At 71.9% G+C, this 26,717-nt stretch carries 27 protein-coding genes and 1 riboswitch; of the genes, 15 read left to right on the forward strand and 12 right to left on the reverse strand.

Features of this window, described 5'->3' with window-relative positions:
* Positions 1–149 precede the first annotated feature (149 nt).
* The 4 genes from ACWC0C_RS20790 (at position 150) to ACWC0C_RS20805 (ending at position 3,983) form a co-directional block, all read left to right on the forward strand.
* Complete coding sequence (locus tag ACWC0C_RS20790) at positions 150–902, forward strand: lysophospholipid acyltransferase family protein (protein ID WP_449198334.1); 753 nt, start codon at positions 150–152, stop codon at positions 900–902.
* Between the two features lie 46 nt (positions 903–948).
* Positions 949–2,157, forward strand: coding sequence for a MacS family sensor histidine kinase (gene macS, locus ACWC0C_RS20795; protein WP_450865194.1), 1,209 nt, complete (start codon positions 949–951; stop codon positions 2,155–2,157).
* The gene (locus ACWC0C_RS20800; protein WP_449198336.1) at positions 2,154–2,831 is read left to right on the forward strand and encodes a response regulator; all 678 of its coding nucleotides are present in this window, start codon (positions 2,154–2,156) and stop codon (positions 2,829–2,831) included. The genes macS and ACWC0C_RS20800 overlap by 4 nt, the downstream gene beginning before the upstream one ends.
* Positions 2,832–2,954: 123 nt before the next feature.
* Complete coding sequence (locus tag ACWC0C_RS20805; protein WP_450865195.1) at positions 2,955–3,983, forward strand: 6-phosphofructokinase; 1,029 nt, start codon at positions 2,955–2,957, stop codon at positions 3,981–3,983.
* Between the two features lie 17 nt (positions 3,984–4,000).
* Here the strand turns inward: ACWC0C_RS20805 and ACWC0C_RS20810 are convergent, their stop codons facing one another.
* Together ACWC0C_RS20810 and ACWC0C_RS20815 are read right to left on the reverse strand one after the other, a co-directional pair.
* A complete protein-coding gene (locus ACWC0C_RS20810) occupies positions 4,001–5,857 on the reverse strand; it encodes an anthranilate synthase family protein (protein ID WP_450865196.1) in 1,857 nt (618 codons plus the stop codon).
* Positions 5,858–5,962: 105 nt separating this feature from the next.
* Positions 5,963–6,019, reverse strand: a complete 57-nt coding sequence (locus ACWC0C_RS20815; RefSeq protein WP_107440922.1) for a trp operon leader peptide — start codon at positions 6,017–6,019, stop codon at positions 5,963–5,965.
* A 118-nt stretch (positions 6,020–6,137) separates the two neighbouring features.
* On the opposite strand from ACWC0C_RS20815, the gene ACWC0C_RS20820 reads away from it, so the two are divergent.
* Together ACWC0C_RS20820 and ACWC0C_RS20825 are read left to right on the forward strand one after the other, a co-directional pair.
* Positions 6,138–7,490, forward strand: a complete 1,353-nt coding sequence (locus ACWC0C_RS20820; RefSeq protein WP_449198339.1) for a class II 3-deoxy-7-phosphoheptulonate synthase — start codon at positions 6,138–6,140, stop codon at positions 7,488–7,490.
* A 158-nt stretch (positions 7,491–7,648) separates the two neighbouring features.
* The gene (locus tag ACWC0C_RS20825; protein ID WP_449198340.1) at positions 7,649–7,873 is read left to right on the forward strand and encodes a (2Fe-2S)-binding protein; all 225 of its coding nucleotides are present in this window, start codon (positions 7,649–7,651) and stop codon (positions 7,871–7,873) included.
* Here the strand turns inward: ACWC0C_RS20825 and bfr are convergent.
* Positions 7,870–8,349: a bacterioferritin gene (gene bfr, locus ACWC0C_RS20830; RefSeq protein ID WP_449198341.1), complete on the reverse strand. Its 480-nt coding sequence runs from the start codon at positions 8,347–8,349 to the stop codon at positions 7,870–7,872. The two genes, ACWC0C_RS20825 and bfr, sit on opposite strands and share 4 nt — an antisense overlap.
* 174 nt (positions 8,350–8,523) lie before the next feature.
* Between bfr and ACWC0C_RS20835 the strand changes: the two genes are divergently transcribed.
* On the forward strand, positions 8,524–9,156 hold the full coding sequence (locus ACWC0C_RS20835; protein WP_450865197.1) for a sulfite oxidase-like oxidoreductase: 633 nt from the start codon (positions 8,524–8,526) through the stop codon (positions 9,154–9,156).
* A 22-nt stretch (positions 9,157–9,178) separates the two neighbouring features.
* Here ACWC0C_RS20835 and ACWC0C_RS20840 read toward each other — a convergent pair whose 3' ends face one another.
* The 5 genes from ACWC0C_RS20840 to thiO all read right to left on the reverse strand — a co-directional run bounded on the left by ACWC0C_RS20840 (position 9,179) and on the right by thiO (position 14,335).
* Positions 9,179–10,060: a deoxyribonuclease IV gene (locus tag ACWC0C_RS20840; RefSeq protein WP_449198343.1), complete on the reverse strand. Its 882-nt coding sequence runs from the start codon at positions 10,058–10,060 to the stop codon at positions 9,179–9,181.
* Between the two features lie 56 nt (positions 10,061–10,116).
* On the reverse strand, positions 10,117–12,024 hold the full coding sequence (gene pknB, locus ACWC0C_RS20845; RefSeq protein WP_450865198.1) for a Stk1 family PASTA domain-containing Ser/Thr kinase: 1,908 nt from the start codon (positions 12,022–12,024) through the stop codon (positions 10,117–10,119).
* 137 nt (positions 12,025–12,161) lie between these two features.
* The gene (locus ACWC0C_RS20850) at positions 12,162–12,956 is read right to left on the reverse strand and encodes a thiazole synthase (protein WP_449198345.1); all 795 of its coding nucleotides are present in this window, start codon (positions 12,954–12,956) and stop codon (positions 12,162–12,164) included.
* A 3-nt stretch (positions 12,957–12,959) separates the two neighbouring features.
* Positions 12,960–13,178, reverse strand: a complete 219-nt coding sequence (gene thiS, locus ACWC0C_RS20855; protein ID WP_449198346.1) for a sulfur carrier protein ThiS — start codon at positions 13,176–13,178, stop codon at positions 12,960–12,962.
* A complete protein-coding gene (gene thiO / locus ACWC0C_RS20860) occupies positions 13,175–14,335 on the reverse strand; it encodes a glycine oxidase ThiO (RefSeq protein WP_450865199.1) in 1,161 nt (386 codons plus the stop codon). Before thiO ends, thiS begins: the two co-directional genes overlap by 4 nt.
* Positions 14,333–14,444: riboswitch (TPP riboswitch) on the reverse strand. (Overlaps the previous gene by 3 nt.)
* A gap of 53 nt (positions 14,445–14,497) precedes the next feature.
* Between thiO and ACWC0C_RS20865 the strand changes: the two genes are divergently transcribed.
* The 6 genes from ACWC0C_RS20865 (at position 14,498) to ACWC0C_RS20890 (ending at position 19,420) form a co-directional block, all read left to right on the forward strand.
* Positions 14,498–14,848, forward strand: a complete 351-nt coding sequence (locus ACWC0C_RS20865) for a hypothetical protein (RefSeq protein ID WP_449198348.1) — start codon at positions 14,498–14,500, stop codon at positions 14,846–14,848.
* A gap of 32 nt (positions 14,849–14,880) precedes the next feature.
* Positions 14,881–16,113, forward strand: a complete 1,233-nt coding sequence (locus ACWC0C_RS20870; RefSeq protein WP_450865200.1) for an NAD(P)/FAD-dependent oxidoreductase — start codon at positions 14,881–14,883, stop codon at positions 16,111–16,113.
* 167 nt (positions 16,114–16,280) lie between these two features.
* Positions 16,281–16,646, forward strand: a complete 366-nt coding sequence (locus ACWC0C_RS20875) for an Rv2175c family DNA-binding protein (protein ID WP_069781376.1) — start codon at positions 16,281–16,283, stop codon at positions 16,644–16,646.
* Positions 16,647–16,740: 94 nt separating this feature from the next.
* Positions 16,741–17,388: a thiamine phosphate synthase gene (thiE, locus tag ACWC0C_RS20880; RefSeq protein WP_449198350.1), complete on the forward strand. Its 648-nt coding sequence runs from the start codon at positions 16,741–16,743 to the stop codon at positions 17,386–17,388.
* Positions 17,389–17,495: 107 nt separating this feature from the next.
* A complete protein-coding gene (metF, locus tag ACWC0C_RS20885) occupies positions 17,496–18,419 on the forward strand; it encodes a methylenetetrahydrofolate reductase [NAD(P)H] (RefSeq protein WP_449196086.1) in 924 nt (307 codons plus the stop codon).
* A gap of 56 nt (positions 18,420–18,475) precedes the next feature.
* Positions 18,476–19,420: an SCO2102 family sporulation regulator gene (locus ACWC0C_RS20890; RefSeq protein ID WP_450865201.1), complete on the forward strand. Its 945-nt coding sequence runs from the start codon at positions 18,476–18,478 to the stop codon at positions 19,418–19,420.
* A 37-nt stretch (positions 19,421–19,457) separates the two neighbouring features.
* Here the strand turns inward: ACWC0C_RS20890 and ACWC0C_RS20895 are convergent, their stop codons facing one another.
* From ACWC0C_RS20895 to ACWC0C_RS20910, 4 genes are all read right to left on the reverse strand, one after another.
* The gene (locus ACWC0C_RS20895; RefSeq protein WP_450865202.1) at positions 19,458–20,969 is read right to left on the reverse strand and encodes a phytoene desaturase family protein; all 1,512 of its coding nucleotides are present in this window, start codon (positions 20,967–20,969) and stop codon (positions 19,458–19,460) included.
* 377 nt (positions 20,970–21,346) lie between these two features.
* A complete protein-coding gene (locus ACWC0C_RS20900) occupies positions 21,347–21,976 on the reverse strand; it encodes a TetR/AcrR family transcriptional regulator (protein ID WP_449196083.1) in 630 nt (209 codons plus the stop codon).
* 47 nt (positions 21,977–22,023) lie between these two features.
* The gene (locus tag ACWC0C_RS20905; RefSeq protein ID WP_450865203.1) at positions 22,024–24,108 is read right to left on the reverse strand and encodes a YhgE/Pip family protein; all 2,085 of its coding nucleotides are present in this window, start codon (positions 24,106–24,108) and stop codon (positions 22,024–22,026) included.
* Positions 24,095–24,868 (reverse strand): ATP-binding cassette domain-containing protein, encoded by a 774-nt coding sequence (locus ACWC0C_RS20910; protein ID WP_450865230.1) that lies wholly within the window; start codon positions 24,866–24,868, stop codon positions 24,095–24,097. The genes ACWC0C_RS20905 and ACWC0C_RS20910 overlap by 14 nt, the downstream gene beginning before the upstream one ends.
* A gap of 186 nt (positions 24,869–25,054) precedes the next feature.
* On the opposite strand from ACWC0C_RS20910, the gene ACWC0C_RS20915 reads away from it, so the two are divergent.
* Together ACWC0C_RS20915 and ACWC0C_RS20920 are read left to right on the forward strand one after the other, a co-directional pair.
* Positions 25,055–25,618, forward strand: coding sequence for an SAV_6107 family HEPN domain-containing protein (locus ACWC0C_RS20915; RefSeq protein WP_450865204.1), 564 nt, complete (start codon positions 25,055–25,057; stop codon positions 25,616–25,618).
* 131 nt (positions 25,619–25,749) lie between these two features.
* Positions 25,750–26,520: a class I SAM-dependent methyltransferase gene (locus ACWC0C_RS20920; protein ID WP_449196080.1), complete on the forward strand. Its 771-nt coding sequence runs from the start codon at positions 25,750–25,752 to the stop codon at positions 26,518–26,520.
* Positions 26,521–26,717: the final 197 nt, after the last annotated feature.

Consider the following 26,717-nt stretch of genomic DNA (forward strand, 5'->3'; position numbering starts at 1 on the left):
GGGGCCCCACCGGTGACCGGCGAAGGCGTGAGGGAAACGTGCGGATGTGCTTCACCGTACGCGACGGCACCGACACCGACCAGGGTCGTCGGGCCCTTTGACGGTCCTGAAGGGTTAAGGTCTGTTCGACGGAAACAGGAGGCAAGCGGGTGTTGTACGGCACGATGAAGGTCGCCATCGGGGGTCCGCTGAAGGTCGCCTTCAGGCCCTGGGTGGAGGGCCTGGAGAACATACCGGCCGAAGGCGCCGCGATCCTGGCGAGTAATCACCTGTCCTTCTCGGACTCGTTCTTCCTGCCCGCGGTCCTGGACCGCAAGGTCACCTTCATCGCGAAGGCCGAGTACTTCACCACGCCGGGTGTGAAGGGCCGGCTGACCGCCGCCTTCTTCAAGGGCGTCGGACAGCTCCCGGTGGACCGCTCCGGTGCGCGCGGCGCCGGCGAGGCCGCGATCAAGAGCGGCATAGAGGTGCTGGAGCGCGGCGAGTTGTTCGGTATCTACCCCGAGGGCACCCGCTCGCCCGACGGCCGGCTCTACCGGGGCAAGCCCGGCGGCCTCGCGCGCGTGGCCCTCGCCACCGGCGCGCCGGTCATCCCGGTGGCCATGATCGACACCGAGAAGATCCAGCCGCCCGGCAAGGTGATGCCGAAGCTGATGCGGCCCGGCATCCGCATCGGCAAGCCGCTGGACTTCAGGCGCTACCAGGGCATGGAGCACGACCGCTTCGTCCTGCGCGCCCTGACCGACGAGGTCATGTACGAGATCATGAAGCTTTCCGGCCAGGAGTACGTCGACATGTACGCGACGGCGGCCAAGCGGCAGATCGCGGAGGCGGCGAAGGCGGCGAAGGCGGCCAAGGACGCCGAGAAGAAGGACGCCGAGAAGAAGAAGGCAGAGGCCTGAACGGGCCTGGAGAGGCCTGACGGAGGGGCCGGGGGGACGGGGGGAGATGCCCAGGCGCGAGCGCGTGATGAGGATGTCGGTCGAGCTGCCGCTGTGGCGCGCGCTCTCCGGCTACCGCGTCCTGACCATGTTGTACGCCATCGGCCTGTGCGCCACCGCGTACCCGCACTTCGTCCGCCCCTGGGTGGCCGTCGCCTACTACGCCGTCCTCTTCGTGTGGACCCTGGCCACCCTGCCCTGGGTGCGGAACGCGGCGAGCTGCACCAAGCGCTTCCTGGCGGCCGACCTGACCCTCGCGCTCACCGGGATCCTGCTCACCCCGCTCGCCGACAACCACGAGCGGATCGCGGGCGGCGGTCCCACCCTGCCGTCGATATGGACCGCCGGCCCGGTGCTGGCCTTCGCCCTCAAGGGCGGCTGGCGCTGGGCGGCCGTCGCCTCCACGGCGGTCGCCGCCGTCAATCTGGTCGAGCGCGGCCACCCCGCCCGGGACACCGTGCACAACGTGATCCTGGTCTGGGTGGCCTCGATCGCCATCGGGTACGTCGTGGAGGTCGCCCGCGCCTCCGAGGCGACCCTCGCCCGCGCCCTGGAGATCGAGGCCGCGACCCGGGAGCGGGAGCGGCTGGCCCGGGACATCCACGACGGCGTCCTGCAGGTGCTGGCGATGGTGCAGCGGCGCGGCGCGGTCATCGGCGGCGAGGCGGCGGAGCTGGGGCGGCTCGCGGGGGAGCAGGAGGTGGCGCTGCGCACCCTGGTCTCGGGCGGTCTGGTGCCGGTGTCCCGGGTGTCGGAGGACGCCGCCGCCGGGGCGTTCGTACGCGCGGTGGAAGAGCCCGACGACGAGGGCCCGCTCGACCTGCGCTCCCTGCTCGCGCCCCACGCGGGTGCCCGGGTGAGCCTGGCCGAGCCCGGCGCGCCGGTGCGGCTGCCCCGGCCGGCCGCGCGGGAGCTGTCCGCCGCGGTCGGCGCCGCCCTGGACAACGTACGCAAGCACGCGGGCGACGGGGCCCGGGCCTGGATCCTGGTCGAGGACGAGCCGGACGAGGTCGTCGTGACCGTCCGGGACGACGGCCCCGGCATCCCCGAGGGCCGGCTCGCCCAGGCCGAGGGCGAGGGCCGGCTCGGGGTCGCCCAGTCGATCCGCGGACGGCTGCGCGACCTGGGCGGCAGCGCCGAGCTGATCTCCGTCCCCGGGCAGGGCACGGAAGTGGAACTGAAGGTACCGAAGAACGTGGAGGCGGGGCGTCGATGAGCGAGCAGCAGGACCCGATCAAGGTCATGGTGGTGGACGACCACCCCATGTGGCGCGACGCGGTCGCCCGGGACCTGACCGAGTCCGGCTTCGAGGTGGTCGCCACTGCCGGCGACGGCGAGCAGGCGGTCCGCCGCGCCAAGGCCGCCGCCCCCGACGTCCTCGTGCTGGACCTCAACCTGCCCGCCAAGCCCGGGGTCCAGGTGTGCAAGGAACTGGTCGGCCACAACCCGGCGTTGCGCGTCCTCGTCCTGTCCGCGAGCGGTGAGCACGCCGACGTGCTGGAGGCCGTGAAGTCCGGCGCGACCGGCTATCTGCTGAAGTCGGCCTCCACCGAGGAGCTGCTGGACGCCGTGCGCCGTACCGCCGTCGGCGACCCGGTGTTCACGCCGGGCCTCGCCGGGCTGGTCCTCGGCGAGTACCGCCGCCTGGCCTCCGAGCCCGCGCCCGCCCCCGACACCGACGAGCCCGGCGCGCCCCGGCTGACGGACCGGGAGACGGAGGTGCTGCGCCTGGTCGCCAAGGGCCTGAGCTACAAGCAGATCGCCGAACGCCTCGTCATCTCCCACCGCACGGTCCAGAACCATGTGCAGAACACCCTGGGCAAGCTCCAACTGCACAACAGGGTGGAGTTGGTGCGGTATGCCATAGAGCGGGGCCTCGACGACGCGTGAAACCGCCTGGTCAAGCGCTCTCCTGACAATTCACCGGAATCACCCTTCCCACCTCTCGCTGTGTGACGCGAATCACCCTTACCGTGACTGAGCGTCAGGCAACTGCGACGAAGGGACATTTCCATGCGGGTCGGAGTACTGACCGGAGGCGGCGACTGCCCCGGGCTCAACGCCGTCATCCGGGGCATCGTCCGCAAGGGCGTTCAGGAGTACGGATACGACTTCGTCGGCTTCCGGGACGGCTGGCGCGGACCCCTCGAAGGCGACACCGTCCGCCTCGACATCCCGGCGGTGCGCGGCATCCTGCCGCGCGGCGGCACCATCCTCGGCTCCTCGCGCACCAACCCCCTCAAGCAGGAGAACGGCATCCGCCGTATCAAGGAGAACCTGGCCAAGCTGGAGGTCGAGGCCCTCATCGCGATCGGCGGCGAGGACACGCTCGGCGTGGCCGCGCGCCTCACCGACGAGTACGCCGTCCCCGTCGTCGGCGTGCCCAAGACCATCGACAACGACCTGTCCGCCACCGACTACACCTTCGGCTTCGACACCGCGGTCGGCATCGCCACGGAGGCCATCGACCGCCTGCACACCACCGCCGAGTCCCATATGCGGGTCCTCGTCTGTGAGGTGATGGGCCGCCACGCCGGCTGGATCGCCCTCCACTCCGGCCTGGCCGGCGGCGCCAACGTCATCCTCATCCCGGAACAGCGCTTCGACCTCGACCAGGTGTGCGCCTGGATCACCTCCCGCTTCAAGGCCTCGTACGCCCCGATCGTCGTCGTCGCCGAGGGCGCCATGCCGAAGGACGGCGACGTGGTCCTCAAGGACGAGTCGCTGGACTCCTTCGGGCACGTGCGCCTCTCCGGCGTCGGCGAGTGGCTGGCCAAGGAGATCGAGAAGCGCACCGGCAAGGAGGCCCGCACCACGGTCCTCGGGCACATCCAGCGCGGCGGCACCCCCAGCGCCTTCGACCGCTGGCTCGCCACCCGCTTCGGCCTGCACGCCATCGACTGCGTCCGCGAGGGCGACTTCGGCAAGATGGTCGCCCTGCGCGGCACCGACATCGTGCGCGTCCCGATCGCCGAGGCCACGGCCAAGCTGAAGACGGTGGACCCGAAGCTGTACGAGGAGGTCGGGGTGTTCTTCGGCTGACGGCGGCCCCTGGAGCGCTACACGGTCGTGCGGCGCAGCTGGGCGACCAGCTCCCGCACGATCGCCGCCCCGTTCAGCGTCAGCACCGACTCCGGGTGGAACTGCACCCCGCCGAACCCGGGGCCCCGGAGCGCGTGCACCTCGCCGTTCGCGGCCCGGCTCACCTCGACCTGGTGCGCGGCCAGCTCGCGCGCCCCCTCGTCGTCGCAGCGCGCTGCGAAGCTGTTGTAGAAGCCGACGGTCTCGCTCCGCCCGAACAGGTCGATCTCCGTCTGCGCACCCTGGTACGGCACCTCCTTCCGTACGATCTCCAGGCCCAGCTCCGCCGCGATCAGCTCGTGCCCGAGGCAGACCCCGAGGACACCGTGCCGGTGCTCCCGGATCACCTCGGCGGTCAGGGCGCGCAGGACGCGCATCTTGGGATCGTCCAGGTCGCCGGGGTCACCCGGGCCGGGACCGAGGACGACCGGCCCCCCGTGCGCGAGCACGGCCTCCCGCAGCCCGGGCTCGTCGTACCGCCGGACGGTGACGTCCAGCCCGCTCGACCGCAGCACGTGCGCGAGCATCGCCGTGAAGGTGTCCTCGCCGTCGACCACCAGGGCATGCCCCTCCAGGGCCGCCGACCGCTCCTGCATCCGCAGCCAGAACGGCGCCAGCGACGAGCGGCGCCCGTCCAGCGCCGCGCGCACCCGGGGGTCGTCGGCCAGCCGGGGCCGCTCCCGCTCCCCGCGCGGCCGGGACGGCCGTACCCCGAGGGCCGCCAGTACGCCCGCCGCCTTGGCGTGTGTCTCCGCGACCTCGCTCGCCGGGTCCGAGCCGCGCACCAGCGTCGCCCCGACCGGGACGCGCAGACGTCCCTCGGCGGAGATGTCCGCCGTGCGGATCAGAATGGGGGAGTCCAGGGTCTGCGCGCCCCCGGAGTCCTGCCCCAGCAGCGCCAGCGCACCCGCGTAGTAGCCCCGGCCGCCCACTTCGTGGCGCTCGATCACCCGGCACGCGTTCTGCACCGGCGAGCCGGTCACCGTCGCCGCGAACATGGTCTCCCGCAGCACCTCCCGCACATCCAGGGAGGACTTCCCGCGCAGCTCGTACTCGGTGTGCGCGAGGTGCGCCATCTCCTTCAGACGCGGCCCGACGACCACCCCGCCCATGTCGCCGACGGTGCACATCATCTTCAGTTCCTCGTCGACGACCATCGACAGCTCCTCGATCTCCTTGCCGTCGGCGAGGAAGGAGAGCAGGTGCTCGGGTGTCGGCCCCTCGGCGGGATAGCGGTAGGTCCCGCTGATCGGGTTCATCACGACCGTCCCGCCGGACATCCGCACATGCACCTCGGGGCTGGCCCCCACCAGCGTGCGGTCCCCTGTGTGCACGACGAACGTCCAGTACGCGCCCCGCTCGCCCTCCAGCAGCCGCCGGAACAGCGCGAGCGCGTCGGCGCGGCCGAACCCCGGGATCTCGCCCTCGTACGTGCGCCGGATCACGAAGTTCGCGCCCGCGCCCCGGCCGATCTCCTCGTCCAGCACCCGCCCGACGATCTCGCCGTACGCCTCGTCGCCGACGTCGAAGCCTCCGCCCCGCACGCGCACCTCGTGCGTCGGGAGCTGGGTGAGGGCCTCGTCCAGCGGGATCTCGTACGACTCCTCGGGCGTCAGTACCAGCAGCGGGGTGCCGTCGTCGCGGACGTCGAAGCCGCGCTCGCGGATCTGCCGGAACGGGACGAGCGCCAGGCCCTCGCCGGGCAGATCGGCGAGCCGGTCGTGGCTGGTCACCGGGCCGAGCAGGACCTCCACCACGTGCTCGTCGCGGCCCGGGGTGCGACGGCGGAGCAGGGCGAAGGGGCGGTCGTCGTGCGGCAGCAGTGACAGGTCCATGGTTCCTCTTCCGTCGATGGGGCTGATCGATGTCGGTGAGGAACGGCCCGGAAACGCCGAAGGCCGCCCCTCGGGCGGCCTTCGCGAAGTTCTGGGTACGCGCGATCAGCGGGCCGCCGGAGAAGCGGTCCACCACCAGTTCTGGATCGAAAGCGCGAACATGCGGGGAACCCTACCGCACCCGTCCACCGGGCCGCCCGTCGTCCACAGGACAACCGTCGCGTCTCACCTATCGAGCAAGAAGATGGGGCATGCGGCACGACCCCGTAATGTTTACGAGGTGACCGTGAACGCTAAGACCAGCCCGAGCGCTGGCAACACCTGGCGAAACCTGCCCGCGGCGCAGCAGCCCGAGTACCCCGACGCCGAGGCTCTGCGCGCAGTGATCGCGGACCTCGAGTCGTATCCGCCGCTCGTCTTCGCGGGCGAGTGCGACCAGCTGCGCGCCCGGATGGCGGCCGTCGCCAAGGGAGAGGCGTTCCTCCTCCAGGGCGGCGACTGCGCCGAGGCCTTCGACGCGGTGTCCGCCGACCACATCCGCAACAAGCTGAAGACGCTGCTCCAGATGGGTGCTGTCCTCACCTACGCGGCCGCCGTGCCCGTGGTGAAGGTCGGCCGTATCGCGGGGCAGTACTCCAAGCCGCGCTCCAAGCCGACCGAGACCCGCGACGGCGTGACGCTCCCGGTGTACCGGGGCGACTCCGTCAACGGCTTCGACTTCACCGAGGCGTCCCGTATCCCGGACCCCGAGCGGCTGAAGCGCATGTACCACGCGTCGGCGTCCACGCTGAACCTGGTGCGTGCCTTCACCACCGGCGGTTACGCGGACCTGCGCCAGGTGCACGCCTGGAACCAGGACTTCGTGAAGACCTCGCCGTCGGGCCAGCGCTACGAGCAGCTCGCGCGCGAGATCGACAACGCGCTGAACTTCATGCGGGCCTGCGGCACGGACCCGGAGGAGTTCAAGACCGTCGAGCTGTTCTCCTCGCACGAGGCGCTGCTGCTGGACTACGAGTCCGCCCTGACCCGGGTCGACTCGCGCACCGGCAAGCTGTACGACGTCTCCGCGCACATGGTGTGGATCGGTGAGCGCACCCGGCAGCTGGACCACGCGCACATCGAGTTCGCCTCGCAGATCCGCAACCCGATCGGCATCAAGCTCGGCCCGACGACGACGGCCGAGGACGCGCTGAAGTACATCGACCGCCTCGACCCCGAGCGGGAGCCGGGCCGGCTGACCTTCATCGTCCGGATGGGCGCCGACAAGATCCGGGACAAGCTCCCCGAGCTGGTGGAGAAGGTCACGGCGTCCGGTGCGACGGTGGCCTGGGTGACCGACCCGATGCACGGCAACACCTTCGAGGCGGCCTCCGGGCACAAGACCCGCCGCTTCGACGACGTGCTCGACGAGGTCAAGGGCTTCTTCGAGGTCCACAAGGCGCTCGGCACCCACCCGGGCGGCATCCATGTGGAGCTGACCGGCGACGATGTCACCGAGTGCGTGGGCGGCGGCGACGAGATCTTCGTCGACGATCTGCACCAGCGCTACGAGACGGCCTGCGACCCGCGGCTGAACCGCAGCCAGTCGCTGGACCTGGCGTTCCTGGTCGCGGAGATGTACCGGGACCAGTAGGACCCGGCCGGACCGGTGGGGCGATCTGGGGCGCGGATCACATACGATCCGCGCCCCTCCCTACTTTTGCCGACCCTATGCGGCGGGTAAGGTTAGGTTTGCCTCACCGATCAAGGGGATGGCAGTCATACAGCGACCCCGTCGGGAGGTGAATCCGCGTGTACGTGTGCAGCTGCTTCGGTATCACCGAGGCGCAGGTCAAGCAGCACGCGGAGGACGGCGCCTGCACCCCCCGCCAGATTGCCTCCGCCTGCAAGGCGGGCACGGACTGCGGAAACTGTGTACGGCGCATTCAGGCGCTGCTCGGCCGGGGCGCCTGCCCCCGGCGTGAACTGGCCGACCAGGGCAAGCCGGTCCTCACCGAGCTGCCGGAAGCCGCCTAGCTCTCGGGCTGCTCGATGATCTGGGAGATGTAGAGCGCCTCGCCCAGCTTCTCCACCAGCTCCAGCTGGGTGTCGAGATAGTCGATGTGGTGCTCCTCGTCGGCGAGGATGTCCTCGAAGATGGTGGCGGACGTGATGTCGCCCTTCTCGCGCATCACCTTGATGCCCCGCCGCAGCCGGTCGATCGCCTCGACCTCGATCTGCCGGTCGGCCTCGAACATCTCCTTCACGGTCTGCCCGATGCGGACGTGGAACAGCCGCTGGTAGTTCGGCAGCCCCTCCAGGAACAGGATCCGGTCGGTGAGCACCTCCGCGTGCTTCATCTCGTCGAACGACTCGTGCCGCGTGTACTTGGCGAGCTTGTACCAGCCGAAGTTCTCCTGCATCTTCGCGTGCAGGAAGTACTGGTTGATCGCGGTCAGCTCGCCGGTGAGCTGCTCGTTGAGGAACTCGATGACCTCGGGGTCGCCCTGCATCGCAGCGGCTCCTTCCACACGGGAAACGGGAGAGGTTGCGGCCGCATGATTGCATCGGCGACAAAGATCGTCCAGTAAGTGGGCACTTAGTAAGTAAGTGCTTGCTTGATGTGATGTGTCCGGTTCGCGGACTCGTGGTCAAGGGCACTGCCCGAGGTCTGTCAGGATGGATACATGGGTCATCCGGTGGAGCGCGAGTCTGGAGCAACGGCAGGGTCCGAGCTCCCGCCGGGGCAGCGGCTCCAGCGCGGCTGGCCGGTCACGCACTACGGGCCCGTCCCGAAGTTCCGCCCCGAGCGCTGGGAGTTCCGGGTCTTCGGCGCCACCGCCGACGGTGACAAGCACACCTGGGGCCACGAGGAGTTCACGGCCCTGCCGTACACCACCGTGGTGGCCGATCTGCACTGCGTGACCAAGTTCAGCATGGTCGGCGCGGAGTGGGGCGGCATCCCCGCCCGCGCCATCCTCGACCTCGCCCCGCCGGCGCCGGACGTCACCCATGTGATGGTCTGGGCGGAGTACGGCTTCAGCTCGAACCTCCGCCTGTCCGACTTCGCCTCCGACCGCACGATCTTCGCCACCCACAAGGACGGCGAACTCCTCACCGCCGAGCACGGCTTCCCGGTCCGCCTGATCGTCCCCCACCTCTACGCCTGGAAGGGGCCCAAATGGGTCCGCGGCGTCGAGTACATGACCGCCGACCGCCGCGGCTTCTGGGAGGAGCGCGGCTACCACAACATCGGCGACCCGTGGAAGGAACAGCGCTACTCCTACCAGGAGCAGCCCGGGGAGGGGCCGGAGCTGTAGCCCTCCGGCGACGGACCGGGTGTCAGCCGTCCCTGAGCTTCTTCAGCCGCTCCACGTCCGCCGCGTGTCCCTCCTTGCCGCCCGGCGTCTCGATGATCAGCGGGACGCCCGCGGTCGCGGGGTGGGTCATGAGGGCGCGGAACGGGTCCTCGCCGATGTGGCCGGCGCCGATGTTCTCGTGGCGGTCCTTGTGTGCGCCGACCACGTCCTTGGAGTCGTTGGCGTGGATCAGCTTCAGTCGGCCCTCGCCGACCGTGTCCACCAGCAGGTCCAGCGTCTGGTGCATCCCGCTCGGCCCGGTCAGATCGTGCCCGGCGGCGAAGACGTGGCAGGTGTCCAGGCAGATCCCGAGCTTCGGGTGCGCGTCCAGCGCCTCGAAGTACGGGCCGAAGTCCCAGGTGCGTGAGCACAGCGAGGCACCCTGGCCCGCCGTCGACTCCAGCAGCAGAAACGGATCGTCGTCGTGGGTCAGCTCGTCCAGCAGCGGCAGCATGTGCTCCCGCACCTGCTTCAGCGCCACCGCCCGGGCTCGCCCGCCGGTCGCGCTCCCGGTGTGCACCACCACACCCAGCGCACCGATCTCCCGCCCCCGCCGCAGCGAGTGCCGCAGCGACTCCACCGACCGCTCCACGGTCGCCTCGGTGTGCGAGCCGAAGTTGATCAGATAGGGCGCATGGACGTACGCCGGGACGGACTCCTGCGCACAGGCCTCCCGGAACGCCTCGTCCTGCCGCGGGTTCCCGGCGGGCGTGGCCCAGCCACGCGGGTTGGCCACGAAGACCTGCACGGTCTCCGCCTTCAGGTCACGGGCGTACGACAGCCCCACCGAATGCAGGCCGCCGGCCACGGGGACATGACCGCCGACGGGATTGCGCGGACGGGACAGCGAGGGATCGGGACTCACCCGTTCAGGGTGTCATGCCCGCACCGGTCGCCGGACCACGGTCCCGGTGACCCCGGTCACCGGATGGTGATCGTGATGGTCGCCCCCTTGGGCGCCTTGTCGCCGCCCCGCACCGACTGCTTCTTCACCGTGTCACCGAACAGCCCGAGGATCCCGCGGTCCTCCTCCACCTTGAACCCGGCGCCCTCCAGCGCCTTGTGGGCGTCGTCGACACTGTCGCCGACCACGTCCGGCACCTCGACCATCTCCGGGCCCTTGGACAGCGTCAGAGTCACCGTGTCGCCCTCGGCGGCCCGGCTGCCGTCGCCGGGGCTCTGCCGGGCCACCTTGCCCTTGTCGTACTCGGAGTTGACCTGCTCGGGGGCGATCTTCACCTTCAGCCCGGCGTCCGTCAGCTCCTGCTTGGCATCCACCGGATCGTCACCGGTCACGTCCGGCACGTCGATCGGGCTGCCCTTGCTGACGGTCAGCGCGATGGCCGAGCCCGCGTGCCGCTTGGTGCCGGCCTGCGGTGCCGTGGCGATCACGGAGCCCTTGGCGACGTCCTCGCTGAACTCCTGGGTGACCATGCCCGGCTCCAGCCCGTCCGCCTTCAGCCGCGCCCGCGCCTCGGCCAGCGTCCGGCCCGTCACATCCGGCACGTTCACCGTCTCCGGGCCCAGCGAGATGGTCAGCGTCACCGAGTCGTGGTCGCGGATCCGCGCGCCCGGCCGGGGGTCGGTGCCGATGACCGTGCCCCGGGCGACGGCGTCGTTGTACTCGCGCTTGACCTGCCCGACCTCCAGCCCGGCCGACTTCAGCCGGTCCCGCGCCTGGGCCTCGGTCTTCGACAGCAGCGGCGGGACCTTCGTGAACTGGCCCGAGTTGATGTACCAGACCCCGGCGCCCACACCGAACACCACCAGCACGGCGGCGACGATCGTCAGCACCAGGCGCCTCGGCCGCCGGGGTGGCACCGGGGGCGCCTGCAGCCGGCTGGTGTGCCGGACGGCGGGCTCGTCCTCGTTCACGGGCAGCGGGCGGGGCACCGTCAGCGAGCGCGGTATCACGCTCGTGCGGTCCTCGGCGTTGTCGTGCTCCGCGGACAGCGCCTGCGGCGGCACCGTGTCCAGCTGCTCGTCGCTCAGCCCCTGGCGCGCCTCGCGCACCTGGGCGAGCAGCGCCACGGCGTCGTGGGGCCGCAGGTCCGGGTTGCGCGCGGTGGCCGACGCGACCAGTTCGTCCAGCTCGTACGGCAGCCCCGGCACCAACGCCGAGGGCGGCGGCACGTCTTCGTGGATGTGCTTGTAGAGCACCTGGGCGGGGGAGTCCCCGCAGTGGGGCTTCCCACCCGTCAGCATCTCGTACAGAACGACACCGCAGGCGTACACGTCGACGCGCGGATCGGCGGTGCCCTGCTCGATCTGCTCGGGCGCGAGATACGACACGGTCCCGAGGACGGCACCGGTCGTACTGGTCACCGTGTCCACGGACCGCACAAGCCCGAAGTCGGCGACCTTGACCCGCCCGTCGTCGCCTATCAGCACGTTTTCGGGCTTCATGTCCCGGTGCACGAAACCGGCCCGGTGCGCGGCGCCGAGCGCGGCGAGGACGGGCTCGAGGATGTCGAGGGCGGCGCGGGGCTGCAGCGCCCTGCGCTCGCGCAGCACGTCCCGCAGGGTGCACCCGGCGATGTACTCCATCGCCAGGTACACGTACGACCCGTCGGTCCCCTGGTCGAAGACCTGCACCACATTCGGGTGCGCGAGCCGGGCGACGGACTTCGCCTCCCGGATGAACCGCTCCACGAAGGATCCGTCGGCGGCGAGCGTCGGGTGCATCACCTTCAGCGCGAGCACGCGGTCCAGACGGGTGTCCAGGGCCCGGTAGACCGTGGCCATCCCGCCGACCGCGATCCGCGCGTCGACGCGATAACGGCCGTCGAGCACCTGCCCGACGAGGGGGTCCTGAAGGGTCGTATCCACGCAGGGGAGTCTACGAGGACGGACCGACACGTCCCCCGCCGAGACCGCTTTCCGCCGGGCACTGAAGCCGACCTGTAACGCTTCCCACACCACCCACGCACCGGTGGCCGCCGACGGCGGGCAACCGCAGCACAGGCTCAGAACGCCGGACGCTCGGGATCCAGCACCGCCAAGCCCTCCGCAGGAGACGACGCCTGCGCGAGATACCGCCGTGGAATCCGCCCGGCCAGCCGAGCCAGCCGACCCCCCTCCACGGCATGCCTCATCGCGGCGGCCATCACCTCCGGCTCCTGCGCCCGCGTCACCGCAGAGGCCAGCATCACCCCCGCACACCCCAGCTCCATGGCCAGCGCCACATCCGACGCCGTACCGGCCCCCGCATCCAGAATCACCGGCACGCGCGCGTGCTCGACGATCAGCTGGAAGTTGTGGGGATTGCGAATCCCGAGCCCGGATCCGATGGGCGACCCCAGCGGCATGACCGCGGCACAGCCCACGTCCTCCAGCTTCCGCGCCAGCACAGGATCGTCATTGGTGTACGGCAGCACCGTGAACCCGTCGTCGACCAGCGTCTCCGCCGCCTCCAGCAGCTCCACCGGATCCGGCAGCAGCGTCCGCTCGTCGGCGATGACCTCCAGCTTGATCAGGTCCGTACCCAGCGCCTCCCGGGCCAGCCGCGCGGTCAGCACGGCCTCGCCGGCGGTGAAACAGCCCGCCGTGTTCGGCAGCACCCGGATGCCCAGCTTCTCCAGCACCGACAGCACCGAACCGTGCACGGAGGGGTCCACCCGCCGCATCGCGACCGTCGTCAGCTCCGTGCCGGAGGCGACCAGCGCCCGCTCCAGCACCTCCAGGCTGGGCGCACCGCCCGTACCCATGATCAGCCGTGACGAGAAGGTCGTACCCCCGAGGGCCAAGGGATCGTCGGCCATGGCTCAGCCTCCCTGGACGGCGGTGAGGACTTCGACCCGGTCGCCCTCGGCCAGCGCCGTACTCGCCCACTGGGCGCGCGGGACGACGGTCTCGTTGAGGGCGGCGGCCACGCCGGAGGGCGCGGCGACCAGCGACCGTACGACGGCGTCGAGCGCGGTGCCCGCCGCGACCTCCCGGCGCTCGCCGTTGACGGAGATCGAAAGAGTGACGGAGATGCTCATGCGGGCTGCTCCAGGAGGACGGCGCCGAAGCGCTGCGGCGTGAACGGACGGGCCTCTTCCGGCAGTTGGCCACTCGACAGCACCTCGGCCAGCACATCCCCGGTGACCGGCGTGAGCAGCACGCCGTTGCGGTAGTGCCCGGTGGCCAGCAGCAGCCCGTCGAGCCCGGACGGGCCGAGCAGCGGCGCGTTGTCGGGGGAGCCGGGGCGCACCCCGGCCCGGGTCTCGGTGAGCGGCAGTTCGGTGATGCCCGGCACCAGCTCATGGGCGTCGCGCAGCAGTTCGTACACCCCGCCCGCGGTGACGGTGGTGTCCCAGCCCAGCTCCTCGCTGGTGGCGCCGACGACCAGTTCGCCGTTCTCCCGGGGCACCAGGTAGACATGGCCGCCGCGGACCACGGCCCGTACGGTACGGCTCAGGAACGGCGCGTACCGGCGCGGCACCGTCAGCCGCAGCACCTGCCCCTTCACCGGCCGCACCGGCGGCAGCAGCGCCTCCGGCACCCCCGCGAGCCGACCGCTCAGGCTGCCGGCGGCGAGCACCACCTGCCCGGCGCGCAGCTCGGTGCCGTCCGCCGTGGTGACCCCGGCGGCCCGGTCACCCGCGACGTCCAGCCGCTCGGCCCAGGCGCGGTGGAACACCACGCCGGCCCGCTCGCACGCGGCCACCAGGGCCGCGGCGAGCCGCCGCGGGTCGATCTGGTGGTCGCCGTCGACCCGCAGCCCGCCGCGCACCCCGGGCGCCAGCATCGGCTCCAGGCGCCGGCACTCCCGCCCGGACAGCCACTCGGACTCCAGGCCGCAGCGCCGCTGAAGGGCGTGCAGCTCACGCAGATACGCGCGGTCGTCGGCGTCGAGCGCGACCTGGAGGGTGCCGCAGCGGCGGTAGCCGAGGTCGTGCCCGGTCAGCTCGGTCAGCTCGGCCGCGAAGTCCGGGTAGCGGCGGGCCGACTCCAGGTTCAGGGCGAGCAGGGTCTCCTCGCCGTAGTGCAGTTCGGTGACCGCGGCCAGCATCCCCGCCGCGACCCGCGCGGCCCCGCCGCCGGGCTCGGGGTCCACCACGGCCGTGGTGAGCCCGCGCCCGGCCGCGCGCCAGGCCGTGACCAGGCCGATGATTCCGCCCCCGATGACGAGGACGTCGGACGTACGTGACGACATGGGCGTCCAGCCCCTCCCTTCGCCGGCATGACCCGGATCAGGTTCGTACGGTCGGAGGCCGCCAGCCTCCCTCTCAGCCCGGTGCGTCCGGGCTCCCGCGAGTGCTTGTACGGTGGCCACCCTAGCCCGCCGCGCTCGTCACCCGTAAGGGAGCCCCTGCCCATGGCCCGGTCGCTCGACGGACTGATCCTCGCCCCGGTGGCGGACCAAGCCCCAGGCCAGGTGGGTACCCGCACCCGGTTCGCCTACCACGAGAAGGACGGCGAGATCTGGGCCGAGTACGCGGGCGGCGATGTCGTACGCGGTCATCTGGTCGGCACCCGGGAGGGCGACCGGCTGGACTTCCGTTACGTGCAGCTGAAGACCGACGGGACGACCTCCTCGGGGCACTGTGTGTCCACGGTCGTGGAACTGCCGGACGGGCGGGTGCGGCTGGAGGAGACCTGGGAGTGGGAGTCCCAGGCGGGCGCCGGTACGAGCGTTGTGGAACAGGTCACCGGGCCCGCCCGCTGACTGACGCGCCGTCACGTGTCTATGGTGATCGGGTGAGCGAGCAGACAGCGCAAGGGGGCACGTCGGCGGCGCGGCGCGTGGTCGTCGTCGGTGCGGGCATGGCCGGGGTGCAGACCGCGGTCGCGCTGCGGGAACAGGGCTTCAAGGGCCCCGTCACCGTGATCGGCGCGGAACCGCACCAGCCGTACGACCGGCCGCCGCTGTCGAAGGCCGTACTGCTCGGCAAGGCCGAGGACTCCGCCTTCGACGTGGACTTCGAATCCCTCGGCGTCGACCTGCGGCTCGGCTGCGAGGTGCTGGGCCTGCGCCCCGCCGAGCACGAGCTGGACACCGAGGCGGGCCCGGTGCCGTACGACGTCCTGGTCCTCGCCACCGGCGCCGAGCCGATCACCCTGCCCGGCACCGAGGGCGTGCCCGGGGTGCATCTGCTGCGCACCCTGGACGACGCCGAGCGGCTGCGGCCCGTGCTCGCCCGGCAGCACGACATCGTGGTCGTCGGGGCCGGCTGGATCGGCGCCGAGTTCGCCACGGCCGCCCGCGAGGCGGGCTGCGCGGTGACCGTCGTGGAGGCCGCCGACCGGCCGCTGCCCGGCGCCCTGCCCGCCGAGGTCGCGGCCCCCATGGCCGCCTGGTACGCCGACGCGGGTGCCGAGCTGCGCACGCACGCGCGCGTGGAGCGCGTCGAGCCCGGCGCGGTGGTCCTCGCCGACGGCACCCGGCTGCCCGCGGGCGCGGTCGTCGTCGGCATCGGCGCCCGCCCCGCCACCGCCTGGCTGGCCGGCTCCGGCGTCGAGCTGGGGCCGCACGGGGACGTCCTGGCCGACGCCCACCTGCGCACCTCCGTCGCGGACGTGTACGCCGTCGGCGACTGCGCCTCCTTCCCCTCGGCCCGCTACGGCGAACGGCTGCTCGTCCACCACTGGGACAACGCCCTGCAGGGCCCGCGCACGGTCGCCGCGAACATCCTCGGCGCGGCCCCCGCGGCCTACGACCCGGTCCCCTACTTCTGGTCCGAGCAGTTCGGCCGCTTCGTCCAGTACGCCGGCCACCACGCCACGGCCGACCACATGATCTGGCGCGGCGACCCGACGAGCCCGGCCTGGACGGTGTGCTGGCTGCGCGAGGACCGCCTGGTGGCCCTGCTGGCGGTAGGCCGCCCGCGTGACCTGGCCCAGGGCCGCCGCCTGATCGAGGCGGGCCGCGCCATGGACCCGGAGGCTGTGGCCGACCCTGGAAAGCCCCTGAAGGATGCCGCGATCGCCTAGTCGGGGGGCTCAGGAGCAGCGCCCCCAAGGGGCGCGGGGCTGTGTCTGACTATGCGGCTACCGCCGCGTGGGCGCGGGCAGCCACGACGAACCCGCACCCGACGGACGACACAACCCGGCACCGTCCACATCGCGGCCGAACCGACGGAGCGCCTACTCTTGGTGACGTGACCGAGATTGACGCAAAGATTGATGCTCTCGTCCCCGCCTGGCTCACCCTCCCCGACATCGCCGAACAGCTCGGCGTCGAGGTGACGCGCGTGCGGCAGCTGGTCAAGGAGGGCCAGCTCATCGCCGTACGCCGAGGTGAGAACCGCGCGCTGCACGTCCCCGCCGCCTTCATCGACGGGGACAAGGTCGTCAAGGGCCTGTCCGGCACCCTGACGCTCCTGCGGGACGACGGCTTCACGGTCGAAGAGATGATCGAGTGGCTCTTCACCCCCGACGACACCCTGCCCGGCACCCCCGCGCAGGCCCTGAGCGAGAATCGCGGCACGGAGGTGAAGCGCCGCGCCCAGGCGCTCGCCGTCTGAACCCAACCGCACCACCAGGGATGGCGTACGGGCCGTGGCGGCCCGTACGCCACCCGCTGCAGCCGCCAGGGACACCGACCAGGGGGACCCACGTATGTCCGACACCGCACGCGCCGCGCTCGCCGACGCCCGCCTGTACCTCTGCGTGGACGCGCGCACGCGCCAGGGGGACCTCCCCGAGTTCCTGGACGCGGTCCTGGCCGGCGGTGTCGACATCGTGCAGCTGCGCGACAAGGGCATGGAGGCCGCCGAGGAGCTGGCGCACCTGGAGGTCTTCGCGGACGCCTGCGCCCGGCACGGCAAGCTCCTCGCGGTGAACGACCGCGCGGACGTCGCCCACGCCGCCCGCGCCGATGTGCTGCACCTCGGCCAGGGCGACCTGCCGGTGCCCGCGGCCCGTGCCGTCCTCGGCGACGGGGTGCTGATCGGCCGGTCCACGCACGCCGAGTCCGAGGCCGCCGCGGCCGCCGTGCAGGACGGCGTGGACTACTTCTGCACGGGCCCCTGCTGGCCCACCCCCACCAAGCCCGGCCGGCACGCGCCCGGCCTGGACCTGGTGCGGTACACCGCCGGCCTGGGCACCGACCGCCCCTGGTTCGCGATCGGCGGTATCGACCTCTCCAACCTGGACGAGGTGCTGGAGGCGGGTGCCCGCCGGGTGGTCGTGGTCCGCGCGATCACCGAGGCCGACGATCCGGGTGCGGCCGCGGCCGAGCTCGCGAAGCGGCTGCGGCAGGGCTAGGCCCTGTCGTCCAGGTTTTTGTCCAAGGGGTGGACAGGAACCCGGCAAATCAGGCAAATCTCCGTCCTCCGGTTGGGTGACCGCCCACCCCTGGCTAACCTGCGGGTATGGCCCTCGGAACCCCATCCACCAGGACTGATCGCGCACGCACCGTGCGCGACATGCTCGCCACTGGCAAGACGACGTACTCGTTCGAGTTCTCGGCGCCGAAGACCCCCAAGGGCGAGCGGAACCTGTGGAGCGCGCTCCGGCGGGTCGAGGCGGTCGCGCCCGACTTCGTCTCCGTGACCTATGGCGCCGGCGGGTCCACCCGGGCCGGCACGGTCAAGGAGACCGAGCAGATCGTCGCCGACACCACGCTCACCCCGGTCGCCCACCTCACCGCGGTCGACCACTCCATCGCCGAACTGCGGAACATCATCGGCCAGTATGCGGACGCCGGTATCCGTAACATGCTCGCCGTGCGCGGCGACCCGCCCGGCGACCCGATGGGCGAGTGGGTCCGGCACCCCAAGGGCCTGACCTACGCGGCCGAACTCGTCCGGCTCATCAAGGAGTCGGGCGACTTCTGTGTGGGTGTCGCCGCGTTCCCGGAGATGCACCCCCGTTCCCTGGACTGGGACACCGACGTGTCCCACTTCGTGGACAAGTGCCGCGCGGGCGCCGACTACGCCATCACACAGATGTTCTTCCAGCCGGAGTCGTATCTCCGGCTGCGCGACCGCGTGGTGGCCGCGGGGTGTGACACCCCCGTGATCCCCGAGGTCCTGCCTGTCACCAGCGTGAAGATGCTGGAACGGTTGCCCAGACTCAGCAACGCCGTCTTCCCGGACGCCCTGAAAGAGCGGATCCTCACAGCGAAGGACGATCCGGCGGCGGTACGCTCCATCGGTATCGACTTCGCCACGGAGTTCTGCGCTCGGCTGCTCGCCGAGGGGGTGCCAGGACTGCACTTCATCACGCTCAACAACTCCACGGCGACCCTGGAAATCTACGAAAACCTGGGCCTGCACCACCCCCCGCAGGCCTAGACCGGCCGCACCGCGATACGACACACTGCGTAGCGGCCACTGGGAGAGGGGCGTACATGGGCTGGACGGTCCTCTACATCGCGTTCGGCATCGTCGCACTGTGGTTGCTGGGCGAGGTGCTGCTGCAGTACAAGGCGCGGCTGCGCTGGCGGCTGCTCGCGTTCGCCGGCTTCCTCGGCGTCGTCCTCGGCGTGCTGATGCCGTCCGTGATCGTGATCGGCGTCGGAGCCATCGCCTTCGCGGTGGGCCAGACGTATGTCACGCTCTCGTTCCGCCGTGGCTTCGCCGCCGGATGGGCGGTCAAGCGCCCCGATGCCGGGGCCGAGACCGGCGGCGGCAGCAAGCGCCGCCGCGGCAGGGCGGACCGGCGCGACCCCGAGCTGGACGACGCGGCCCCGGAGCTCGACGGCACCGCCGACGACCGGGACGCCGACCAGTCCGTCTACCACCAGGGCCAGGGCTCCTACGACGACTACGACCGCGACGACGTCTTCACCCCGGCCCGCCCCGCCGACCCGACCGCCGCCGAGACCACCGCCGTCTACGAGCCGCAGCCCATGCCCGAGGACACCGGCTCCTACGGCGTCTACGGCGACACCGCCACCCACGCGGCCGCGGCCCAGCACCAGGACACCGGACAGCAGGCCTACGCCTACGACTACTCGGGCTACGCCCAGCAGGGCTACGGCTACGACGCCGCCGGCCAGCAGGCCTACGCCAACTACTCCGACCCGTACATCGGCAGCCAGCCCTACGGCGGCGGCTCGTACGACACCGGCTATGCCGGGCAGTACGGCCAGCAGGGCTACGCCCAGGACCCGTACGCCGGCGGCTACGGCGAGACCCCGGCGGGCGGGGTGTGGGTGCCGCAGCAGCGCACCGACGAGACCTACGGCGGCGAACTCCCGCAGGAGCAGCCCTACCCGTACCAGAGCCAGGGGCACGGCCAGGCCCAGCAACCGCAGCCCGGCTCCGGATACGACGAGCAGTACCGTTTCTGAGGCCTGACCGCTTCCGGTTCCGGGGCCCGAGGCCGGCTCACTGGGAGCCGCGGAACTCCGGGCCCTCCACGATCAGCCCCGCCACCAGCGCGCCCGACATGCCCGCGTGCGGCAGACCGCCACCGGGGTGGGACCAGCCGCCGACCCGGTACAGACCGGGCAGCCGCGTGGTGTTCGCCGGGTGCAGGAAACGGCCGCGGCCGGCGGCCAGTGCGGGGGCCGGCACCGCGCCGAGGAAGGCACTCGTCTCGTCGTCGGTGTCGTCGGGTGTGCGCACCTCGTGCCACAGGACGCGGTCCCGCAGCCCCGGTACCGCGGCCTCGGCGGCTTCGAGGAGATGCTCCGTGTACTGCCGGACCATGCCCTCCTCGTCCCAGTCGGCGGCGCTCGGCACCACCGCGGACAGCACCACGGACTCGTGCCCGTCGTCCGGTCTGAGCGCGGGGTCGTCCGGGCGCAGCACGGTCACCGTGGGCGGTGGCGGCTCCGCTCCGTCCGCCGAGGCCAGGAAGTCCAGCTCGGACTCCGGGTCCGGCGCGTGCACGACCGTACGATGTGCGGCACCGGCCTCGCGCCCGCCGCGCAGGGCCAGCAGCACGACGAACCGCCCCGGACGGGTCATGAACGGATCGGCCCGCACATCCCCGTTCCTGTCCAGTGGCCGGTCGGTCAGCGCCTTCAACCGCGCCGGGTCCACGTCCGCCACGACATGGTCCGCCTCGGCCACCGTGCCGTCCGTCAACTCCACGCCCACGGCCCGGCCGTCCTTGTCCAGGATGCGCAGGACCTCCGCGTCGAATACGAACTCGACCTTCCGCTGCAGACACCGCTCGTACAGCGCGCGTGCCAATTCCCGGATGCCGCCGCGCACATACCAGGTGCCGAAGGCGTGCTCCATGTAGGGCAGCACGGCCGCGCTCGCCGGAGCGGTCCGCGGATCGAGGCCGTGGGCGAGCGCGGAACTCTCCAGCAGGGCCGTGAGGCGCTCGTCGCACAGCTCCCAGGCGCCGATCTCGGCCAGCGTGCTCGCGCGCCGCGTGCGCAGCATCCGCTTGTGCGGGACGCCCGGATACGGCTCCTTCTCGGCCAGCACCTGCCAGTTGGGCCACAACGGTTCCTCCAGCAGCGGTCTGCGGGTGCGGTCCCAGGCCTCCCGGGCCCGCACCAGGAACGCGCCCCAGCGCTCGCCCGCGCCCGTGCCCAGCGCCTCGTCCAGCGCCGCGACCACACCCGCGCGCGAGGCGTTCGGCAGCGACACCTCCGTGCCGTCCGCGAAGACATGCCGCGCGGACGGGTCGACCTGGACCAGCTCGACGCAGTCCTCCAGGGGCTCCTTGCCGGTCTTGAGGAACAGATCGCGGTACACGGCGGGCAGCGTCAGCAACCCCGGGCCGGTGTCGAAACCGAACCCGTCCCGCTCGAAGCGGCGCACCGCGCCGCCGTATGTGTCCGTACGCTCGTACACCGCCACCCGGTGGCCCGCGACGGCCAGCCGGGCAGCGGCCGCCATCGCGCCCATCCCGGCGCCGATCACCGCAATCCGTGCCATGCCTGCGACTTTATCGACCGCCACTGACAGTCCGGCCCGGCGGGCGGGGCACGACCCCGGCCGGCGTGGGCACGCGTGCGTATGGCTGAGTATCCGTACCTAGGCCGCGAGATGAGTACCTGCGCGGATGGGCCGCGACCCGGGTGAACGGGAGAGTGGAGGCACGGCAAGGGGGCGCGGCCCGGCACCGCCGGCACGGGGCGGCGGAACGGCGCCCGTCACCAGGCCGCTCCTTCCGCCGATCCGTCGGCGGAAGCGAGTCGGGGGACCCGGGGGGACGACCACCCGCGGGGGACCACAGGGGGAGGACCGTACGGGGGAGTACGGGGAGTGGGAAGGCGCCGGTCCGGCAGCGGACCGGCGCCTTCCCCATGCGCTCAGCCCTTTCCGCTCACACGTCCCTGGAGCAGCCGGGACAGGGCCGCGTGGACGTCGTCCAGGGAGCGCTCCGGCTGGAAGGACTTCCAGTCCAGCGCGGCCACCAGGACCATGCCGACCAGTGCGGCCGCCGTCAGCTGGACATCGATCTCGTCGCTGAACTCGCCGGCCGCGACGCCCTCGCGCAGCACCCCCTCGACCACCGCGACCGCCTCCTGCCGGACCACCATCAGCGTGGACTGCCAGGCCCGGTTGGTGCGCCACAGCTCGGCCACGTACAGCTGGGTGAAGGCCGGGTAGCGGTCGATGAAGACCAGGCCCGCGCGGATCATCGCGTCCAGCGCGTCCACCTTGCTGCCGCCCGCGCGCGCGGTGTGCTCCGCCGCTTCCTTCAGCGAGGCGGTGAGCAGGCCCACGCCGTGCCGCAGCAGTTCCTCGAAGAGGACCGACTTGCTCGCGAAGTTGTAGTAGACCGTGCCCTTCGCGACTCCGGCCCGCTCGGCGATCTCGTCCACCGTGGTGGCGGAGAAGCCCTGTTCGGCGATGAGCGTGACGGCCGCCTCGTAGAGCTTCTGCCGGGTGGCCTCCCGGCGTGTGCTGCCGCCTGACCTGGCGCTGCTGCTTTCCATGGCCCCGATTCTCACAGGTACGCGCGCGTGCGGTGGCCGCGCGGGGATCACAGACTCAGCTCCGGGTGCAGCCGGTCGAGCGTCCACACCTGGCGGCGCCGGGCCGCGAGGGCGGTCAGCGCGAGCGCGCCCGCGGTGAACGCGGCCAGCACGGCGCACGCCTGCCAGACCGGGCCGAGCCCGCCGCCGGTGATCAGCCGGCGCAGCGCCCCCACGATGTAGCTCATCGGCAGGAACGGGTGGATGGCGTTGAAGAAGCCCGGGCTGGTCTGCACGGGATAGGTGCCGCCCGCCGAGGTCAGCTGGAGCATCAGCAGCGCGAGCACGAGGATCCGGCCCGCCGCGCCGAAGCGGGCGTTCAGCCACTGCACGATCGCCGCGAAGCACGCCGTGACCAGGCACAGGAACCCGATCGTGCCGGCCGCGCGCAGCATCTGCAGACCGATCGCCCAGTGCAGTACGGCCATCAGCGCGCCCACCTGGAGCACGCCCACCGCGGCCACCGGCAGCCAGCCCGCGAGCGCGATCCGCCAGGCCGGCGAACCGGCCGCCAGGGCACGCCGGTTGAGCGGCGGGATCAGCATGTAGGCGACCATCGCGCCCACCCACAGGGACAGCGGGATGAAGTACGGGGCGAAGCCGGTGCCGTAGTTCGGCGCCTTGTGCAGATCACGGGAGGCCAGCTGGACCGGGTCGGCCATCACGCCGGTGCGCTGGTCGCGGTCCTTCTTGTCGTAGTCCGGGATCTTCCCGGCGCCGTCGTGCAGTCCGCCGGCGAGCTTCCCGGAGCCGTCGGACAGCTTGTACAGGCCGCCGTTCAGGGTCTGGGCGCCCGACGCGGCCGTGCCGATGCCCGTGTCGAGCGTGTCGGCGCCGGTCTTGGCGGTGCCGAGCCCGGCGTGCAGCTTCTTGGCTCCGGCGGCGACCTTCTGCGCGCCCGTGTTCAGCTTGTCGATCTTCTTGACGGCGTCGTCGACGTCCTCGTACAGGTGCGGTGCGCGCGCTTCGAGGGCGTCGGCCTGCTTCTGGAGGGTGCCGAGGTTGTCCCGCATCGTCTTCAGGTCGCCGTCCTGGTCGGCGATCAGCGTGTTGAGGTCGTCGGCGACGGTGGCGACCTCGGCGGCGGCCGTCTTGGCCCGCTTGAGGTCGGGGCAGATCGCGTCGGGGATCGTGGCGTTCTCGCAGCGCGTCTTGTAGATCTCCTCCAGGACGGCGGAGTTCGCGTGGGCGATCTTCGCGGTGCCGGGGGCGAGCTTCACCAGTTCGTCGAGATTGTCCTTGACGGTTTTGGCCGAGTCGGCGACCAGCCGGGCGGTGTCCCCGATGGTCTTCTCGTTGTCCTTCAGGAACGAGCCGGCCTTGCCGTAGACGCCGTCGACCTTGTCGGCGAGCGCCTGGGTGCCGTCGGCGACCTGCCGGGAGCCGTCCTGGAGATCACCGGCGCCCGTGTTCAGCTTCTTCAGGCCGTCGGCCAGCTTGCCGCTGCCGCTCTTGGCGTCCTTCAGCCCGTCGGCGAGGTCCTTGGAGCCCTTCTCCGCCTTCCCGATGCCGGTGTTCAGCCTGTCGGCACCCTTGGCGGCCGTGACCGTCTTGTCGTGGATGTCGGAGAACGACACGAAGATCTTGTCCAGGAAGGTGCGCGAGGCCTTGGTGGAGGCGGCCGAGCGGACCTCGTTGAACACGGTCCGCGAGATCTGCCCGACGATGTAGTTGTTCGCGTCGTTGGTGCGCACCTGAAGGGCGCCGGTCTCCGGGGAGCCGCCGGAACTGGAGGCGATCCGCCGGCTGAAGTCGTCCGGCATGGTCAGCGACAGGTAGTACGTGCCGTCCTCGACGCCCTTGCGGGCCTCCTCGTCGCTCACCTCGTGCCACTCGAAGGTCCGGCTGTCGCGCAGCCCGTCGACGATGTCGTCGCCGGCGGTGATCTTCTTGCCGGCCGCGGTCGCGCCCTTGTCGTCGTTCACCAGGGCCACCGGGATGCGGTCCAGACGGCCGTACGGGTCCCAGAACGACCACAGGTACAGGGCGCCGTAGAGCAGCGGCAGCACGAGCAGCGCGACCAGGGCGGCGCGCGGCAGCCTCCCCCGCCCGAAGCGCCTCAGCTCGAGCGCGGCCAGCCTAGGCGAGCGCATCGACGTCCTCCTTGGGGTCGCTCTTCTCGTCGTTGCTCCGGCTGTCGCCCCGGCCGGCCCCCGCCGCGGTGTCCTCGGGGCCGGTCGGTACGACCACGCAGTCACCGGGGGCGGTGCGGCAGACGACGGCCACCGTCGTCCCCGCGCGCGTGAGCGAGCGCAGCAGGTCCCACAACTCGGCGCGTTCGGCGTCCGAGAGCTTCGTGTCGAGGTCGTCGACGCCGAGCAGTCCGGGCCGGCCGAGCAGGGCCAGGGCGATGGACAGGCGCAGCTCCTGCGGCCGCTCCAGGTCGCGGACGGCCGTCCGGGAGCCCTTGGGCAGCGTCTCCAGGTCGAGTCCGGCGGCGGCCAGGGCCGCGTCGACCCGCAGCCGTGCCTCGTGCGTGCGCTGGGTGCGGGGGCGCAGCAGTTCGCGCAGGGAGTCGCCGAAGCGGCTCTGGAGCAGGGCGCGTTCACGCAGGTGCTCGCCCACGGTCAGGGCCGGCTCCAGGTCGGTCACCCCCGCCATGTTGGCCACCGCGCTGACGCGGCGCAGCCGGGCCATGTGCCGGGGCAGTCCGAACCCGCCGACGGTGGCCGCGCCCTCGGTGGGCTTCATCCGTCCCGTGAGCGCGAGCAGCAGGCACGTGCGGCCGGAGCCGGACGGTCCCTCGATCGCGATGAGCGAGCCCGGCTCCGCGTCGAGGGTGACGCCGCGGAAAGCCCACCCCCGAGGCCCCTTGAGCCCGAGACCCTCGGCCCTGACGCCGACGCCGTCCACGCCGTCCACAAGCCCCCCTGCCCCTTCGGTGTTCGAACCGTATTTTTGAACTGACTGGTCAGTGCAAAAATACGCCCGAACCTACGATCGAGGCAAAGCCCCAGGTCAGAACGGATTGTCAGTGCCATACCTCACGATGGGCACATACGGCACCCGTGCCGTCACCCAGACGACAGGAGGTTCGTCATGGCCAACCCGTCCGCAGCCGCCGCACGCCGGCGCCGCGCCACCGGCCCTGCCCCCTCACTGACCGGCCCGGCGAGCGATGTGCACCCCGTGCTCCGCCGGGCCACGGCCCCGCCCGCCGCCCTCGACCTGCTCGCCCAGGCCCGCGCCGGGCTGGAGGAGGCCACCGTCCTGGACACGCCGAACGAGCGCTATGCGACGGCCCACCTCGCCGCCCTGCGCACCGCCGCCGCCGTGCTCGCCGCCCTGGGGCGCCCCGAGACCTCCCCGCGCCGCCGCGCCCGGATCCGCAGCGCCTGGGACGTACTGCCCGAGATCGCCCCCGAACTGACCGAGTGGAGCGCGCTGTTCGCCTCCGGCGCCGCCCGCCGCGCCCGCGCCGAGGCCGGCATCCAGGGCGCGGCGAGCCGGCGGGACGCCGACGACCTGATACGGGACGTGGCGATGTTCCTGCGCATCGTCGAGCGGATGCTCGTCCTCCAGCCGGTCCTGCCCCAGCCCCGCCAGGACACCCGTGACCAGGACGGCCCCAGAGCGCGCGGTGACCTGCCGGACGCGGGCTGAGCGCGGGCGAGTCCGCCGTGCGAGACGCGTCGACCGCACCCGCCCGCGGTGACCGGGTAGGGCAGCGGAGGCAATAGGGTGGAGGACGACTGAAGCCTTCAGCCTTCCGCTCTGCCGAGGAGTCAACTGCCGTGTCGGACCCGATGCGACCCCGCGCCTCTCTCCGTACCGCCGTCGTCTGGGAGGTCCTTCAGGACGCCCTCGACCGCCGGGTCAAGGCCACGGGGCGGGAGTCGCTGGACGTCCTCGACACCGGAGGCGGCAGCGGCCACTTCGCCGTGCCCGTCGCCCGGCTCGGCCACCGCGTCACGGTCGTCGACCCCAGCCCCAACGCCCTGTTCGCGCTGGAGCGCCGGGTCGCCGAGGCCGGTGTCGCCGAGCGGGTCCGCGGCGTCCAGGGCGATGCGCACGGCCTGTTCGACGTGGTCGAGCGCGGTGGCTACGACGCGGTGCTGTGCCATGGCGTCCTGGAGTACGTGGACGACCCGGCCGAGGGCGTCCGCAACGCCGTCGCCGCGCTGCGCTCCGAGGGTCTCCTCAGCCTGCTCGCCGCCGGTCTCGGCGGTGCCGTGCTCGCCCGCGCCCTCGCCGGTCACTTCACCGAGGCCCGGCAGGCGCTGCAGGACCCCGACGGCCGCTGGGGCACGGGCGACCCGATGCCGCGCCGGTTCACCGCCGAGCAGCTCACCGCGCTGGTCGAGGGCGCGGGCCTGAAGGTCGGCGCCGTGCACGGCGTGCGGGTCTTCGCCGACCTCGTCCCCGGCGTCCTCGTGGACACCGAGCCCGGCGCCCTCGACGCGCTGCTCAAGCTGGAGGCCGCCGCGGCCGAGCTGCCCGCCTTCCACTCCGTCGCCACCCAGCTGCATGTCCTCGGCGAGACGCCGGGTGCCGGCGAGGCCTGAGCGCATTGCCGTGACCCGCCGCTGATCAGGGCCTTGGCAGCGGATGGAGTACGCCACAAGACCCCCGATCGAGGGGTTTGCGCCGTATGATCGAGGTACACCACCCGGCATGACGGGTCGGCCGCCGGGGAATGGAAGCCTCAGCGAGCCGGGACGGCCATGACGGACTCCGGTTGGCCAATTGGCGTAGAGGGGCG

Source organism: Streptomyces sp. NPDC001709 (assembly GCF_053596375.1).